Origin of the sequence: Cryobacterium sinapicolor (assembly GCF_004403465.1) — a bacterium.
Classification (GTDB): domain Bacteria; phylum Actinomycetota; class Actinomycetes; order Actinomycetales; family Microbacteriaceae; genus Cryobacterium; species Cryobacterium sinapicolor.
Genome location: NZ_SOGQ01000070.1, coordinates 1 through 15,895 on the forward strand (window position 1 = coordinate 1; position 15,895 = coordinate 15,895).

Annotated in this window: 19 protein-coding genes; 2 read left to right on the forward strand and 17 right to left on the reverse strand. The window is 68.9% G+C overall.

The genetic code is table 11. The annotated features are described in order from the left end of the window. The first annotated feature begins 26 nt into the window (after window positions 1-26). Window positions 27-458 (forward strand): HNH endonuclease signature motif containing protein, encoded by a 432-nt coding sequence (locus E3T28_RS12870; protein WP_478213419.1) that lies wholly within the window; start codon window positions 27-29, stop codon window positions 456-458. A 273-nt stretch (window positions 459-731) separates the two neighbouring features. Here E3T28_RS12870 and cls read toward each other — a convergent pair whose 3' ends face one another. From cls to tilS, 16 genes are all read right to left on the reverse strand, one after another. Next, on the reverse strand, window positions 732-2,195 hold the full coding sequence (gene cls, locus E3T28_RS12875) for a cardiolipin synthase (protein ID WP_134431931.1): 1,464 nt from the start codon (window positions 2,193-2,195) through the stop codon (window positions 732-734). 6 nt (window positions 2,196-2,201) lie between these two features. Further along, entirely contained in the window at window positions 2,202-2,378 is a 177-nt protein-coding gene (locus E3T28_RS16960; protein ID WP_166787035.1) for a hypothetical protein, read from the reverse strand. A gap of 44 nt (window positions 2,379-2,422) precedes the next feature. Then, the gene (locus E3T28_RS17105; RefSeq protein ID WP_194088568.1) at window positions 2,423-2,617 is read right to left on the reverse strand and encodes a hypothetical protein; all 195 of its coding nucleotides are present in this window, start codon (window positions 2,615-2,617) and stop codon (window positions 2,423-2,425) included. Window positions 2,618-2,720: 103 nt separating this feature from the next. Then, window positions 2,721-4,256, reverse strand: a complete 1,536-nt coding sequence (gene lysS, locus E3T28_RS12885) for a lysine--tRNA ligase (RefSeq protein WP_134431934.1) — start codon at window positions 4,254-4,256, stop codon at window positions 2,721-2,723. 125 nt (window positions 4,257-4,381) lie between these two features. Further along, window positions 4,382-5,242, reverse strand: a complete 861-nt coding sequence (gene panC / locus E3T28_RS12890; RefSeq protein WP_241979338.1) for a pantoate--beta-alanine ligase — start codon at window positions 5,240-5,242, stop codon at window positions 4,382-4,384. Window positions 5,243-5,313: 71 nt separating this feature from the next. Then, window positions 5,314-6,072: a Rossmann-like and DUF2520 domain-containing protein gene (locus E3T28_RS12895; RefSeq protein ID WP_134431940.1), complete on the reverse strand. Its 759-nt coding sequence runs from the start codon at window positions 6,070-6,072 to the stop codon at window positions 5,314-5,316. Next, window positions 6,069-7,709, reverse strand: coding sequence for a PH domain-containing protein (locus E3T28_RS12900; protein WP_134431943.1), 1,641 nt, complete (start codon window positions 7,707-7,709; stop codon window positions 6,069-6,071). The genes E3T28_RS12895 and E3T28_RS12900 overlap by 4 nt, the downstream gene beginning before the upstream one ends. Further along, window positions 7,706-8,203 (reverse strand): PH domain-containing protein, encoded by a 498-nt coding sequence (locus E3T28_RS12905; protein ID WP_241979337.1) that lies wholly within the window; start codon window positions 8,201-8,203, stop codon window positions 7,706-7,708. Before E3T28_RS12905 ends, E3T28_RS12900 begins: the two co-directional genes overlap by 4 nt. Further along, window positions 8,196-8,666 (reverse strand): DUF3180 domain-containing protein, encoded by a 471-nt coding sequence (locus tag E3T28_RS12910; RefSeq protein WP_134431949.1) that lies wholly within the window; start codon window positions 8,664-8,666, stop codon window positions 8,196-8,198. Before E3T28_RS12910 ends, E3T28_RS12905 begins: the two co-directional genes overlap by 8 nt. After that, window positions 8,663-9,250 (reverse strand): 2-amino-4-hydroxy-6-hydroxymethyldihydropteridine diphosphokinase, encoded by a 588-nt coding sequence (gene folK / locus E3T28_RS12915; RefSeq protein WP_134431951.1) that lies wholly within the window; start codon window positions 9,248-9,250, stop codon window positions 8,663-8,665. Before folK ends, E3T28_RS12910 begins: the two co-directional genes overlap by 4 nt. Further along, window positions 9,247-9,612 (reverse strand): dihydroneopterin aldolase, encoded by a 366-nt coding sequence (gene folB, locus E3T28_RS12920; RefSeq protein WP_134431954.1) that lies wholly within the window; start codon window positions 9,610-9,612, stop codon window positions 9,247-9,249. Before folB ends, folK begins: the two co-directional genes overlap by 4 nt. Continuing rightward, window positions 9,609-10,403, reverse strand: a complete 795-nt coding sequence (folP, locus tag E3T28_RS12925) for a dihydropteroate synthase (RefSeq protein WP_134431969.1) — start codon at window positions 10,401-10,403, stop codon at window positions 9,609-9,611. The genes folB and folP overlap by 4 nt, the downstream gene beginning before the upstream one ends. Window positions 10,404-10,423: 20 nt before the next feature. Next, window positions 10,424-10,993, reverse strand: coding sequence for a GTP cyclohydrolase I FolE (gene folE / locus E3T28_RS12930; protein WP_134431958.1), 570 nt, complete (start codon window positions 10,991-10,993; stop codon window positions 10,424-10,426). Between the two features lie 8 nt (window positions 10,994-11,001). Continuing rightward, window positions 11,002-13,011: an ATP-dependent zinc metalloprotease FtsH gene (gene ftsH, locus E3T28_RS12935; RefSeq protein WP_134431961.1), complete on the reverse strand. Its 2,010-nt coding sequence runs from the start codon at window positions 13,009-13,011 to the stop codon at window positions 11,002-11,004. Between the two features lie 66 nt (window positions 13,012-13,077). Beyond that, on the reverse strand, window positions 13,078-13,629 hold the full coding sequence (hpt, locus tag E3T28_RS12940) for a hypoxanthine phosphoribosyltransferase (protein WP_104169606.1): 552 nt from the start codon (window positions 13,627-13,629) through the stop codon (window positions 13,078-13,080). Beyond that, on the reverse strand, window positions 13,610-14,692 hold the full coding sequence (tilS, locus tag E3T28_RS12945; protein ID WP_134431964.1) for a tRNA lysidine(34) synthetase TilS: 1,083 nt from the start codon (window positions 14,690-14,692) through the stop codon (window positions 13,610-13,612). Before tilS ends, hpt begins: the two co-directional genes overlap by 20 nt. Before the next feature lie 45 nt (window positions 14,693-14,737). Between tilS and E3T28_RS12950 the strand changes: the two genes are divergently transcribed. Then, on the forward strand, window positions 14,738-15,229 hold the full coding sequence (locus E3T28_RS12950; RefSeq protein WP_134431967.1) for an inorganic diphosphatase: 492 nt from the start codon (window positions 14,738-14,740) through the stop codon (window positions 15,227-15,229). Between the two features lie 103 nt (window positions 15,230-15,332). On the opposite strand, the gene E3T28_RS12955 is transcribed toward E3T28_RS12950, so the two are convergent. Further along, window positions 15,333-15,895, reverse strand: a 563-nt coding sequence (locus E3T28_RS12955; protein WP_194088569.1) for a C40 family peptidase, incomplete at its 5' end; no start/stop codon positions are given.

Consider the following 15,895-nt stretch of genomic DNA (forward strand, 5'->3'; position numbering starts at 1 on the left):
AGCGTCGGCACGACGTACTCGCCGTCATCCTCGACGTCGCCTCCCGCGCCGGCGAATCCCCGACCATCGGCGGCGCCCCCGCCACGGTCCTCGTCAGCGTCCGAGAGCAGGACCTGAACGCGGACTTCGGTCAGGGCCACGGCGTCGGCTGGATCGACGGAGTCGAAGCCCCGATCACGATCAACGCCGTCACGGACCTGATCAGCACCGGCGGCCAACAAAAAATCGTCATCAACGACGAGGGACGCATCATCGCCCTCGGCTCCCCCGAACGCTGCTTCACCCCCGCGCAACGCCGAGCGATCCAACTCCGCGACGGCACCTGCATCATCCCCGGCTGCACAATCCCCGCCGGAATGACCGAGATCCACCACGTCATCCCGCACTCAGAAGGCGGACCCACCCACACCGACAACGGCNGAAGTGGCGCACCGTCACCAAGTCCCGCACCCGGATGACCGACGCAATCGAGCGGAAGAACGTGACCCACGACGACGAGTAGATGCTTCCCGGCCCCCGGACTCGACAGCTCGACCACCAACGGGGGAACCTCCCCACGTCAGACCGCCAGATCTCGACACGCTCGACCACCGACCGGGGAACCTCCCCACGTCGGGTCGCCCGGACTCGACAAGCTCGACCACCGAGGCGGGAACCGTGGTGGGGTTAAGTCGAGGCGTTACTGCACCGCGGAGGTGCGGCGGGAACCGTGGTGGGGTTGAGTCGAGGCGCTACTGCACCGCGGAGGTCAGCCGGGCGAGGTTGTCAAGCACCGTTGAGCGCAGCGGCTGCTTCATCCACTCCTCGAGCGTGAGCTCGCGGCTGTCCTCCCGGTAGCCGTCTTCGACCGCCCGAAGTTGCTGCACGAAGGAGCGGCCGCGCACCATCATCGATACCTCGAAGTTGAGGCTGAACGAGCGCATATCCATATTGCTCGACCCGATCACGGCAACCTCGTCGTCGATCGTGAAGTGCTTGGCGTGCAGCACGTAGGGAGCCTTGTACAGGTAGATCTTTACGCCCGCCCGCAGCAGTTCTTCGTAGTAGGAGCGCTGCGCGTGGTAGACGAGGGCCTGGTCGCCGACCTCGGAGACGAACAGTTCCACCCGCAGCCCGCGCTGGGTGGCGGTGGTGATGGCGTACATGATCGACTCATCAGGCACGAAGTACGGGCTCGTGATGATGATGCGTTCCTGTGCATAATAAAGCAGCGCGAGGAACAGCCGCAGGTTGTTCTCGCCCTCGAAGCCGGGCCCGCTGGGCACGATCTGGCAATCCAGGGAGTGCGGCACGATGTCGGTCTGAACCGGCTGGATGTCCCGGGTCAGCAGGTCGTTGGTCTCGCTGTACCAGTCGGTGATGAAGATCGCGTTGAGGCCCGACACGATCGGCCCCTCGACCCGCGTCATCAAGTCTTTCCATTTCAGACCACGACGGATGTTCCGGGGCATGTTGTAGGAGCGGTCGATCACGTTCTGCGACCCCATGTAGCCGACGAGGCCATCGATGATCAACACCTTGCGATGGTTGCGCAGGTCCGGGCGCTGCCACTTGCCCTTGAGCGGTTGCAGCGGCAGCAGCAGCTCCCACTTCACACCGGAGTCGGTGAGCCGGCGCAGCGTCTCACGGTAGCCCGGCTTGCGCATCGACTGGATGTGGTCCATCAGCACACGCACCGTGACACCGCGCTTGACGGCGTTCTCGAGGGCGTCGAAGAACGGCGCTGTGGTCGGGTCCAGCGAGAGGATGTAGAACTCGACGTGCACGAAATTGCGGGCCTGATCGATGTCGGTCACCATCTCGGCGAACGTGTCCTCGTAGTCGCCGAGAAGCCGGGCCTCGTTGCCGCCGACCAGCGGCATCGACCCTAGGTTGCGGTTGAGCTCGACGACCGATTCGAGCCACAGCGGCCAGGGGTGGTCGCGGCGCACCTGATCGATTCCCTTGGTGCTGTCGAGGATGAATTGGTTGATCTCCTCCTGCATCTCCAGCCGCTTCTTCGGCAGGGTGCGGTATCCGATCAGCAGGAAGAGCAACGCGCCGACGTAGGGCAGGAAGAAGATGGTGAGTAGCCACGCCATCCCCGATGTCGGACGGCGATTGCGGGGAACCACAATGATCGCCACCACGCGGATGGCGAAATCGACCACCACGGCGATCACCAGGATGACGGTCGAGATTTCGATGCCGAACATCCGGTGCTACGTGACCGGGTTGTCAAGCCCGAGCTTGGCGCGTTCTTCCGCCTCGATCCGGGCGTAGACCTTCCGCTCCGTGCGATCGGCCCGCACGATGGAGCGCATCACAATCCAGAAGATGAGGCCGACCGCGACGGTAGGCAGGAGTGCCCAGAATGCGCTGACCCAGAAGTTGTCCATGATGTCTACAACGATACGGGAAAACCGCGGTCCGAGGCGCAACCCTATTTGTTCAGCATCCCCGCGATGCCGGTGCCGATGGCGTAGATACCCGTGCCCGCGACGCCGACCCAGATCGACAGCTCGAGCAGGGTCGGACGTCGGCGGGCGCGCGGCGCAGGTTCACGGGCAGACGGCGCCCTGCGCGCAGGCACGCCGGGCGCAGGCACGCCGGCCGCAGGCACGCCAGGCGCAGGCACGCCAGGCGCAGGCACGCCAGGCGCAGGCACGCCAGGCGCAGGCACGCCAGGCGCAGGCTCGCCAGGCGCAGGCTCGCGGGGAGGCTCAAAACTCATGGTGTGATTATTTCACCAGTGGGAACAGGATGGTCTCCCGAATTCCCAGCCCGGACAGCGCCATCAGCAGGCGGTCGATGCCCATTCCCATGCCTCCGGTGGGCGGCATCCCGTGTTCGAGGGCCCGCAGGAATTCCTCGTCGAGGCGCATGGCCTCGGGGTCGCCGCCGGCGGCAAGGCGCGCTTGTTCGACGAAACGCTCACGCTGCACGACCGGGTCGACGAGCTCGGAGTAGCCGGTGGCCAACTCGAATCCGCGCACGTACAGGTCCCACTTCTCAACCACGCCGGGGAGCTGTCGATGGCCGCGCACGAGCGGGCTGGTGTCGATCGGGAAGTCCATCACGAACGTGGGGCGGGTCAGGCCACCCTTGACGAAATGCTCCCACAACTCCTCGACGTACTTGCCGTGGATGGGGTGGTCGATGTCGAGCCCCTCGGTGTCGGCGAGCGTCTTCAGCTCGGCGAGCGGGGTGGCCGGCGAGATCTCGTAGCCGACGGCCGCGGACAGGCTGTCGTACATGCCGATGCGGTCCCAGTCACCACCCAGGTCGAATTCGGTGCCGTCGGCCCAGGTCACCACGTGCGAGCCGGCGATGGCGAGCGCGGCATCCTGAATCAGGGTCTGGGTGAGGTCGGCGATCGAGTTGTAGTCGCCGTAGGCCTCATAGGCCTCGAGCATGGCGAATTCGGGCGAGTGGGTGGAGTCGGCACCCTCATTGCGGAAGTTACGGTTGATCTCGTAAACCCGGTCGATGCCGCCGACGACGGCGCGCTTGAGGAACAGCTCCGGCGCGATCCGCAGGTAGAGGTCGGTGTCGAACGCGTTGCTGTGGGTCGTGAACGGGCGAGCGGATGCGCCGCCGTGCATGACCTGCAGCATGGGCGTCTCGATCTCGATGAAGCCCAGGTCGGTGAAGGTGCGACGGAGGCTCGCAACGGTCTGCGAGCGCTGGATCACACTGCGGCGCGCCTGCTCACGGGCGATCAGGTCGAGGTACCGGCTGCGCACGCGGGTCTCCTCGCTGAGCTCGGTGTGCAGGTTCGGCAGGGGCAGCAGCGCCTTGGCGGCGATCTGCCACTCCGTCGCCATGATGGAGAGCTCGCCGCGGCGGGAAGAGATGACCTCACCGGAGACGAAGAGGTGGTCGCCGAGGTCGACGAGGTCCTTCCAGTCGGCGAGGGATTCCTCCCCCACCTCACCGAGGGAGACCATGGCCTGGATTCGGCTGCCGTCGCCGGACTGAAGGCTGGCGAAGCAGAGCTTGCCGGTGTTGCGGAGGTGCACGACTCGGCCGGCGAGGCCGACGGTGACGCCGGTGACGGCGTCCGCGGCGAGGTCGCCGAACCGTGCGCGCACGGCGGGGATAGTGTCGGTGACGGGCACGGACACCGGGTAGGCACCGCCGGCGGGGCTGGTCGCCGCGGCGTTCAACCGGTCACGCTTGGCCAGGCGCACGACCTTCTGCTCATTGGTCTCGGCCTCCGCCACTGCGGCGGCCACGATTTCGGCCTCGGTCGGTACTGGGTTCTGCTCGCTCATGCGGTTCTCCGTGGCAGGTGGCGGCCGGGTGATGCCCGGCGCCCCCGCGCGTGCTCATTGATGTGACGACGTGTTGATGAAAGGTCGGGCTGGTGGCTGTCGGGCTTTCGGGCTTTCGGGACGGCCTAGGGAAGGTTCAGGGCCACGTTGTCGATCAGCCGGGTGTGACCGACCAGCGCTGCGACCAGCATGCGGGCCGGGCCGTGATGCAGGGCCCCGACCGGAAGGAAGGTCAGGGGGTCGACGACAACGAGATAGTCCAGTTTAACCAGCGGCTGGGCGTCGATCCACGCATGGGCGGCCTGCAGGGTGGCCTCGGCTCCCTGACCGGCGACGGATGCGGCGGCCTCGAGCCCCGCAGACAGCGCCCGGGCGGCGGCGCGCTGCGCCGGTTCCAGAGCGCGGTTGCGGCTGGAGAGCGCGAGGCCGCCGTCTTCGCGCACGATCGGGACGACCTCGATGCGGGTGCGGAAGTCGAGGTCGGCCAGCATCCGTTCGATCAGGAATACCTGCTGCGCGTCCTTCTGGCCGAACACGGCCACGTCGGGGCCGACGATATTGAACAGCTTCGCGACCACCGTGAGCATGCCGTCGAAGTGCCCGGGGCGCGCGGCCCCCTCGAGGAGACTGCCGACGGAACCGGCGGACACCCGGGTGGACGCGGCGCCGTCCGGGTACATCACCTGGTTGGTCGGCGCGAAGACGAACGGCACGCCCTCCACTGCCAGGGCCGCGACGTCGGCCTCGAGAGTGCGCGGGTAACTGCCGAGGTCTTCCCCGACGCCGAACTGCAGCGGGTTGACGAAGATCGACACCACGACGATGTCGCCGAGGCTGCGGGCCCGACGCACCAGGGTCAGGTGCCCGGCGTGCAGGGCCCCCATGGTCGGGACCAGCACGATGCGGGGGCGCCCGAGCCCGGCCTCGCCGCGCTCGACGCGCTCGCTCACGTTGCGGCTCCGCGCGTCGGTCAGGCGGCTCCGCATTTCCTCGATGCTGCCGATGACTTCTGGTTTGGTGAGCACGTTCACTCGTCCTCCGGTGTGTTGCGATTGTGTCATTCGTCGAAATCGTCCTGGTCGCGGCCATCGAGCGCGTCGAGCGCGTCGAGCTGGGACAGGTCGAGGCGCTCGGGGCTGGTGCGGGCGAGCGCGTTCTCCATGGCGGAGCGCATCAGCGGCGCGATCACCGCTCCGGGGTGCTCGATGCCGATGCCGGCCAGCAGCCCGGTGGCCTGCTCCACGATCGAGGTGGAGAACGCCGTGGCGGTCTCCACGGCCTCGGCGTAGCCGGCCCGGTCGGCCTCCGCCACGATCACGGGCTCACCGCCCATCTCCACGACGAGCGCCTGGCCGATCGGCAGTACCGGCGTGGGCGCCGTCACCGCGAAGTAGCTGTCGGCCAGGCGGGCCAGGTCGATGCTGGTGCCGGTGAAGCTCATAGCCGGGTGGATGGCCAGCGGGATCGCGCCGCCGGCCTGCGCCGGGGCCAGCACCGCGGTGCCGTACCGGGCCGAGGTGTGCAGCACGAGCTGGCCGGCCTGCCAGGTTCCGGTGGCCGCGAGCCCGCTGACGAGGCTCTCGAGCTGCGCGTCGGGCACGGCGATGATGACCAGTTCGCTGCGCTCGACGATCTCGGGAACGGTGAGGATGGGTGCGCCCGGCAGGATCGCCTCGGCCCGGTCGCGACTGGACTGCGAGATGGCGGAGATGCCGACGATCGCGTGGCCGGCGCCGGCGAGGGCGGCGCCGAGGATGGGTCCGACCCGGCCGGCGCCGATGATGCCGATTCCGAGGCGTCCTGGCCGCTGCGTCATTCGGTGACTCCGTTCGTCGGGTACCAGGCGGGATGGTCCTGGTGCGGCCGCTCTACGTTGGGCTGGTCCTGGTGCGGCTGGTTCCAGTGATGGCTGGTGTCGGCCTGGGCGGACGAGACGGCTCCGGAGGCGATCCGGTCGAAGAAGACCAGCGCTTCGGCGGCGTCCACCACCCCGAGGTAGGCGGACACCGGCCCGGCGACGGTGTGAAGCCGGGCGGAACCGAGGCGCAGCATCCGTGTCACCGGGCCCTGCGAGATGGCGACGCTCTGCAACCGGGCCAGCGGCACCAGCACCAGTTCCCGCGCGATCACGCCGCGGCGGAGCAGGGCGATGCCGTCCGAGACGGTGTAGCCGGTGCGGCGCCACGAGAACGGATGCAGCCAGGCCGCCCGGCGCGGAGCGTTCGTGAAGCCGTCGTCGCCGCCCTTCGAGCGCAGGCCCCGTTCGATCAGGGTCTGCTGCTCCGCGGAGTCGAATCCGGGCAGGATCAACTCGAGCACCCGGGCGACGTCGGCGAGCGTTCCCACCGGGAGGGTGGTGGTGTTGGCCTCACCCGCGGCGCCCTTGGTGCTGGAATGGCCGGCCGTGTTGATGCGCACCTGCCACCAGCCGAACGGGCGCCAGAGCAGGGGCTGCGAGACTCCGATCGCGTGGATCCGGCCCGGTGGCAGGGTCTCGTTGCTGGTGGTGAGCAGCCCGAAGCCGACCCGCACGCCGTCGGGGGTGCCGGCGATGCTGTACCGCAGCGACTTGGTGACGCGGGTGAAGTAGAAGCTGACGCCGGCGACCAGGGTGGGGATGAACGCCACGAACAGCCAGTCGCTGCCGCCGGCGGTCACGCTGACGATCAGGGCGATCCCGGCGAGCACGACGAAGACCGTGAAGCCGCTGCACACGACGGATCCGATCAGCCGCCCGAGCGGGATCCGCACCACCGATTCCGGCGGCGCCGCGTCGGGGTCCAGTTCGGGCGCGAAGAAGTCCCGGGCCCGGTCGGCGACGCTGAAGGCAGCGGCCGGCGCGTAGACCGGCTCGGGGCCGAGCCCGGCCCCGGCGGCCGGGGCGAGCGCAACATCCGGGGCGAGCGCGGCCTCCGGGACGGGAACAGCCTGCTGGCGCAGTCCGGACGCGAGGCGAAGGATGTCCCGGCGCAGCTGGTCTGCCAGGGCCGACCCCAGGTAGGCCAGTTGCACATTGGCGTCCTGGCCGGCCACGCTGACTTCCAACTTCGCGGCGCCGATCAGGCGCGGGATGAACGGGCGCACGATGTTGACGCCCTGGATGCGGTCGAGGCGGGCCCGGCGGTTGCTGCGGAAGAGCATTCCGCTACGCACCTCGACGACCTCCGCTGTGACCCGGAAGGTGTGCATGCGCCAGGACAGGTAGAAGACCGCGAGGATCAGCAGGAGCACGACGGCGACCGCGAGCAGCGCCCAGCCGACGGCGCCGCGCTCGAGGATCGCGTCGATCGGGTCCCCGCCGTAGCGCGGCACCCCGAAGAAGACGTCGATCAGCCGTTCGCGCAGGTTGGCGATGATGAAGCCGAGCACCGCGACGATGAAAATGCCGCCGCGAAGTAGCGGGCTGGCCGGATGCAGCCGGTGCCATTCCCCGTCGGCGAGCGTCGTGGTCACAGCCCGGCCCGACGACTCTCGGCCAGCTCCACGAGGCGGTCGCGCAGGCTCTCCGCATCGGCCTCGGGGAGTCCGGGAATGAGGACCCCGGACGAGGCCGCCGCGGTAACGAATTTGAGGTCTGCCAGCCCCAGCCAGCGGGCAATCGGGCCGCGGGTGATGTCGACCAGCTGCATCCGCCCGTAGGGAACGGACACGAACCGGGTGAACATGATGCCGCGTCGGAAAAGCAGGTCGTCGCGCCGCAGCTGGTAGCCGATGGCCCGCACCCGGCGCGGTTCGAACGCGACGGTGGCCCCGGTGATCAGCACGACCGCGCCGATCACGTAAAGCGCCCACTGCACGTCCAGGAGCAACCACACCGCTGCGGCCGCGGCCGCGAGAACCAGTCCGAAGACGATCGTGCCGACCGTCTCCACCACCACGTAGCGCGGCGAGACGCGCTTCCACTCCCCCACATCGGGGAGGTCCAGTCGGTCGGCCGCGTCAGGCACGCACTTCTCCCTGCTCTTGATCGTCGTCATCGGGGGGAAGCGTGCAGAAATGCTCGGCCACGAGCCCCAGCGTCAGGAGGATCGCGGCACCCACCGCCGTCCCGATTGCAGGCCATAACGATGTTACCGCCGGTACGACCGAGCGGGTCAGGATGTAGAGCACGATTCCCAGCCCGCCGCCCAGTAGCAACGCCCCGCTCAGCGCGGACGCCTTCGCCAGCAGCGCCACACGGATGGCCAGGAACGGATTGACGTGCTGGCCCACCCGGCCGCGTGTGGCCTGGCGGATCGGCCGGGCCAGCGCCAGGACGACGACACCGATGGCGATCAGGGCGATCGGAAGGGTGGTCGGGGGCAGGAACATCGCCGAGCCGCTTGCCACGGCGGCCAGCTCGAGCAGGAATGCGACGACCAGGCCCACCAGGCCCAGGGCGACCAACGCCGACGCCTGAGTGCGTTTCACCGGCTGCCGCCCGACGACGGCAGTGCCGCGTGCCGCTGCACGGTGGTCTCGATCGCCGCGAGCAGCGCGCTCACGGGGCCCTGGCCCGGGAGCACGGCGGCCGGGTCGAGGTCCAGCCAGGGAGCCAGCACGAAATCGCGCTCGGCGGCCCGCGGGTGCGGGATGGTCAGGCGGTCGTCGTGCAGCGAGATCGTGCCGAACACCACGATGTCGATGTCGAGGGTACGGTCGCCCCAGCGTTCGACCCGCACCCGGCCCTGCTCGTTCTCGATGGCGTTCACCGCGTCGAGCAGAGTGTGCGGGTCCCCGGTGTAACGGATGCCGACCACCAGGTTCAGATAGCGGGGCGCGTCGTCATCGACGCCGCCGACCTTCATCGCCGCTGACTCGTAGACGGGGGAAACGCCGGTTAGCTCCAGTCCGGGCACCAACTCCAGCGCGGATATCGCCGCGGTGAGCGTGGCCGCGCGGTCGCCGAGGTTGCTCCCCAGGGCGAGCAGCGCCGGTTGAGGGGTCGCGAATCGACCTTCGCCGGCCGCCGGAAGGTCGATTCGCGACCCCTCACGGTGGAATGCGCCGGTCATGCGCGCGTCCGCACGATCTGCACCGCGACATCCGTGAACGGAACGGAGATCGGCGCCTGTGGTTTGTGCACCGTCACCTGCACCCTCTCGGCGGCGTCGTGGGCGAGTACCACGGCGGCGATGCGCTCGGCGACGGTTTCGATCAGGTCGACGGGGTTGTGCCTGGCAGCATCCGTCACCTCCTCGGCCAGCTCGCCGTAGTGGATGGTCTGCGTCACATCGTCACTCGCGGCGGCACCCTGCAGGTCGAGCCAGACCGTCACGTCGATGACGAAGTCCTGGCCGTTCTCCCGCTCGAAATCGTAGACGCCGTGGTGGGCGTTGACCCGCAGGCCGGTGAGCGTGATGGAATCGCTTCTCATGGTCCTATTCTGGCGGAATCCGCCAGTGCCAGCACATTCAGCGCCGCTCGGGTCGCCGCGACGTCGTGCACGCGCACCGCCCAGGCGCCGGCCTGCGCGGCCAGCACGCTGACCACGGCGGTCGGCAAATCGCGGTCCAGCACGCCCGCGTCGACCGGGAGCACCCCGGCGAGGAACCGCTTGCGGGAGGCACCCACCATGACTGGGAATCCCAGTCCGGCGAAGGCGTCCAGATGCGCCAGCAGGCTCCAGTTGTGCTCGGGCAGCTTCGAGAAGCCAAGACCCGGATCGAGCACGATCTTCTCCCGTGGCAGGCCGGCCGCCGTCAGCGCGTCGACCCGGGCGGACAGCTCGGTCCGCACCTCGGCGACGACGTCGCCGTAGACGGCGAGGTCGTCCATCTTCGGGGCGTGCGCCCGCCAGTGCATGGCCACGTACGTCAGCCCGCTCCGTGCGGCGACGGATGCCATCAGCGGGTCCGCCAGGCCGCCGGAGACATCGTTGATGATCTGCGCCCCGGCGGCGGCCGCCGCGTCCGCGGTGCTCGCGTTGAGGGTGTCGACGCTGATCGACAGTCCCTGCCGGGCTAGCTCGGTGATCACCGGGATCACCCGGGATTGCTCCTCGGCGGGTGCGACCCGGCCGGCGCCGGGGCGAGTGGACTCACCGCCCACGTCGATCAGGTCGGCTCCCTGGGCGTGAAGGTCGAGGGCGTGGGCGATGGCGGCATCCGTCGACGCCCACCGGCCACCGTCGCTGAAGGAGTCCGGGGTGACGTTGAGCACCCCCATGACCAGGGTGCGCGGCCGGGTCACCGGCCGGAGCCGATCAGGGCCATGATCTCGGCGCGCATCACGGGATCGGAGAGGGACCCGCGGCTGGCCATCGTGACGGTCGAACTGGCCGTCTGGCGCGAGCCGCGCGCGGTGACGCAGCCGTGCACGGCGTCGAGCACGACCAGCACGCCGAGCGGTGCCAGCCCGGTGTGGAGGGCCTCGGCGATCTCCTCGGTCAGGCGCTCCTGCATCTGGGGCCGGGCGGCGATCGTGTCGACGACGGCGGGCAGCTTGCCCAGCCCCACGACCCGCTCGTTCGGCACGTAGGCCAGGTGGGCGATGCCGAGAAAAGGCAGCAGGTGGTGTTCGCAGACGGACCGGAAGGCGATGTCGCGCAGGAGCACCAGCTCACCGGTGTGCCGACCCACCGGGATCGTGTCGCGCAGGTGGTCGACCGGGTCGACCTCCAGCCCGGCGAAGAACTCGCCGTAGGACTCGGCCACCCGGCGAGGAGTCGCCTCGAGGCCCGGCCGGTCGGGATCCTCGCCGATTGCGGCGAGGATCTCGGCGACGGCGGCTTCGATCCGCGCCTTGTCTACTGCCACCCGGGGGCCTAGGCGGTGGCGGGGCGAGGGGTGCGGGCCGGCGTGCGGGCCGGCGTGCTCGCCGCGGTCTCGCCGGCGGAGTCGCCATCGACGACGCCGCTTTCAATGGATGCCTTGGGGGCCGGCATCGCGATGGGCGGCAGGTCGGACACCGGGCGCTTGTCACTGGACAGCCACTGCGGGCGCGGGGGCAGCTTCACGACGCTCGTGAAGATCGCGGCCAGCGCGTGCTGGTCGAGCGTCTCGTGCTCGAGCAGTTCGGCGGCCAGCTCGTCGAGGATCACCCGGTTCGTGATCAGCACCTGGTAGGCCTCGTCATGCGCGTCTTCGAGGAGCTGGCGCACTTCGGCATCGACGCTCTCGGCGACCCGCTCGGAGTAGTCCCGCTGGTGGCCCATGTCGCGACCGAGGAAGACCTCGCCGGAACCCTGCCCGAGCTTGAGCGGACCGACGGCCGAACTCATGCCGAACTCGGTGACCATCTTGCGCGCGGTGGAGGTGGCCTTCTCGATGTCATTCGAGGCGCCGGTGGTGGGGTCGTGGAAGATGATCTCCTCGGCCACCCGGCCGCCCATTGCGTAGGCGAGCTGGTCGAGCAGTTCGTTGCGGGTGACGGAGTAGCGGTCCTCGACCGGCATGACCATCGTGTAGCCGAGCGCCCGTCCGCGGGGCAGAATCGTGATCTTGGTGACCGGGTCGGTGTTGCGCATCGCGGTCGCCACGAGGGCGTGGCCGCCCTCGTGGTACGCGGTGATCAGCTTCTCCTTGTCGCGCATGACGCGGCTGCGGCGCTGCGGACCGGCCATCACGCGGTCGACGGCCTCGTCGAGGGCGCGGTTGTCGATCAGCTGCGCATTGGAGCGCGCAGTGAGCAGGGCCGCCTCGTTGAGTACGTTGGCCAGGTCGGCGCCGGTGAAGCCGGGCGTTTTGCGTGCCAGAACCTCGAGGTCGACGCCGGGAGCCATCGGCTTGCCCTTGGAGTGCACCTCGAGGATGCGCTTGCGGCCGAGCATGTCGGGCGCGTCCACGCCGATCTGGCGGTCGAAGCGGCCGGGGCGCAGCAGCGCGGGGTCGAGGATGTCGGGCCGGTTGGTGGCCGCGATCAGGATGACGTTCGCCTTGACGTCGAAGCCGTCCATCTCGACCAGCAGCTGGTTGAGGGTCTGCTCACGCTCGTCGTGCCCGCCGCCCATGCCGGCGCCGCGGTGGCGGCCGACGGCGTCGATCTCGTCGATGAAGATGATGGCCGGGGCGTTTTCCTTGGCCTGCTGGAACAGGTCACGCACGCGGCTCGCGCCGACGCCCACGAACATCTCCACGAAGTCGGAGCCGGAGATGGCGTAGAACGGCACGTTGGCCTCGCCGGCGACGGCGCGGGCGAGGAGGGTCTTACCGGTTCCGGGAGGGCCGTAGAGCAGCACGCCCTTGGGGATGCGCGCCCCGACAGCCTGGAATTTTGCCGGCTCCTTGAGGAATTCCTTGATCTCCTCGAGCTCCTCGATGGCCTCGTCGGCCCCCGCGACATCCGCGAACGTCACCTGCGGGCTCTCCTTGGAGACGAGCTTGGCCTTCGACTTGCCGAACTGCATGACCTTGTTGCCGCCGCCCTGCATCCCTGCGAGCATGAACCAGAAGAATGCGCCGATCAGGAGCAGGGGAAGCATGATGCCGAGCAACGACAGGAACCAACTGGACTTCGGCACCTCGTCGGTGAAGCCGTCCGCGGGGCTGGCGTTCGTGACGGCCGTGATGACCTCTTCGCCGCGCGGGGCGACGTAGTAGAACTGAACCTCGGTGCCGAGGTCCTTGTCCGCCTTGGTCAGGATCAGGTCGACGCGTTGCTCGCCATCGACGATCGTGACCTCGGAAACCTTCCCGTCTTTCAGGAACTCCAGACCCTGTTGGGTGGGAATCTCTTTGAATCCAGACATGGTGATCAGGCTCGACCCTATCCACACGGCAACAATCGCCAGCAGAATGTAGAGGAGCGGCCCGCGGAGTAGTTTCTTGACCTTCATCGTGGTGACAGGCTACCGTGACGCCGCTGGAGGAAGACCGTGTGTTCGCCCAAAGCGCTACCTGCCTCAGCTGTAGATGTGCGGAGCGAGCACGCCCACCGAGCGCAGGTTGCGGTAGCGCTCGTCGAAGTCGAGACCGTAGCCCACGACGAACTGGTTCGGGATGTCGAACCCGAGGTATTTCACGTCGATGTCGACGCGTGCGGCATCCGGTTTGCGGAGCAGGGCGCAGATTTCAACGGATTCCGGTCCGCGCGACTTCAGGTTGGAGAGGAGCCACGACAGGGTCAGACCGGAATCGATGATGTCCTCGACGATGAGCACGTTGCGGCCGTGCAGGTCGGTGTCAAGGTCTTTCAGGATGCGCACGACGCCGCTGGACTGCGTGCCGGACCCGTAGGAGCTGACCGCCATCCAGTCCATCGTGATCGGATGCACGAGCTCGCGCGCCAGATCGGCCATGACCATGACCGCGCCCTTGAGCACGCCGACCAGCAGCAGATCCTTGCCGGCGTAGTCCGCCTCGATCAGGCGGCACAGCTCGGCGAGCCGGGTGCGGATCTGCTCCTCCTCGATCAGAATCTCGGTGAGGTCGCCTTCAATGTCGCGGGGTTCCATGGGAGCGGGAGGGTCCTTTGCTCGGGGCGTGTCCAGGCGCGGTGAAAATCAGCCAGCCGTCCTGCCGTTCAACTCTAACGCCTGGCAGGTCGAGCGACTTCTGCCCGTGCCAGTCGGTGACCAGGCGCAGCGCGGCGAGCGTGTGCACGCGTTCCAGGGACACCCCGAACTCCCGTTCGACCGCGAACCGGATGATCCGCTGGCGCACCGCGGGCGGATTCGCCTCAAGCCGGCTCGCCTCCAGCCGGATGCCGGGATCGGCTCGCTCGCCGAGTTGCGCGGTGAGTTGCTCGCTCAGTTGCTCGCTCAGGACGCGGGCCAGGTCGTCGAGGGCGCTCGAATCCTCGCGCAGCTGCCCGGCTGTGCGCACGAGCGCTTCGGCCACGCCGGGTCCCAGCTCCCGCTCGAGCACCGGCAGCACGGTCTGGCGCACCCGCACCCGGGCGAAGCGCGGATCGTCGTTGTGCGGGTCCTGCCAGGGGTGCAGATCGGAATCCACGCAGAATTGCCGGGTCTGGGCGCGACGGATGCCCAGCAGCGGACGCAGGATCGGCCCGCCAACCGGTTTCATTCCCTGCAGGCTCGTCGGGCCCGATCCCCGGGCGAGGCCGAGCAGCACGGTCTCCGCCTGGTCGTCGAGGGTGTGCCCGAGCAGGATGTGGCTCGCGCCGGTCTCCCGGCGCGCCTCGTCGAAGGCCGCGTACCGGGCGGTGCGGGCGGACGCTTCCGGCCCGCCGGCATCCGCGCCGTGCTCGACCGTGACCCGCAGGACGAGCACCGGGTCGAGGCCCAGTTCCCGGGCCTGCTGCGCCGCAGCGGCCGCGACGCCGGCCGAGCCGGCCTGCAGGGCGTGGTCGACGATGACCGCTCCGGCCCGCAGGCCCGCGCGCGGCGCCTCGAAGGCCGTGGCCGCGGCGAGGGCGAGTGAGTCGGCTCCCCCGCTGAAGCCGACCAGTACCAGGGCGTCGCCGGGCGCAGGCCCCGCCTCGGTGAGCAGGGCGCGCACCTGGCGGCGCAGATCGGCGATCACCGGGGTGAGCCTCGGGCGGCGTGGGGACTCCATCCAGTAACGTTATCGACAGACTGTGAACAAGGGAGAGACCAGGCCATGGCCGCATACGACGCAGTAATCGAAATCCCCCGCGGGAGCCGCAACAAGTACGAAGTCGATCACGAGACCGGGCGGGTGTACCTGGACCGGGTTCTTTACACGAGCTTCGTGTACCCGACCGACTACGGCTTCTTCGAGAACACCCTCGGACTCGACGGCGACCCGGTCGACGTCCTGGTCCTGATCGAGTTTCCCCTGTTTCCGGGTGTCGGCCTGTCGGTTCGCCCGGTCGGCGTGTTCAACATGACCGATGACGGCGGCTCCGACGCGAAGGTCATCGCGGTTCCCGCCGGCGATCCGCGCTGGGACTACATCCAGGACGTCACCGACATCCCGGAGTACACCCGCAAGGAGATCGAGCACTTCTTCGAGCACTACAAGGACCTTGAGCCCGGCAAATGGGTCAAGACCGAGGGCTGGGGCGACGCCGCGGAGGCCGACCAGATCGTGCGCGACGGCATCACGAAGCTGGCGGACGAGGCCCACTAGCCTTCCCGACCCACGCAATCCGGCGATCCGCTTCGCCGAATCGTGGGAAAAGCCCCTTTCCGGAGTCCGGGAAGGGGCTTTTCTCATGATTCGGCACGGACGGTCAGCCGGGTCGACCCACGTAGGGGGCCACCTCGCCGACGGACCAAATGCTGTGGATACGCACGGGCGCGGACGGGTTCGGGGCCTCGAGGATCCTGCCGCCGCCCACGTAGAGCGCCACGTGGTAGTAGTCGCCGCCACCACCCCAGAAGACGAGGTCGCCGCGCTGGGCCTGGCTGAACGGCACCAGGCGGCCCTGATTGGCCATGGTGCGGTACTGGTTGGTGGCCGAGTGCGAGCCGATGTAGACGCCCGCCGCCGCGTAGGCGGCCTTGGTCAGCCCGGAGCAGTCCCAGACGTTCGGCCCCGAGCCGCCGAGCACGTAGCGATCACCGATCTGCTGGGTGGCGAAGGACAGGGCCGTGTCGACCGCGCCGGCGCTCGGAGCCCGTACGGCGGGTGCCGGAGCCGCCGGAGCTGGAGCTGGAGCCGCCGGAGCTGGAGCCGGAGCCGCTGGAGCTGGAGCCGGCGCCGCCGGAGCTGGAGCCGGCGCCGCCGGAGCGGGAGCCGCGGGCCTGGCCGCCGGGGCCGGAGCGTTCGGCTGGGCCGCGGGCTGCCGCACGG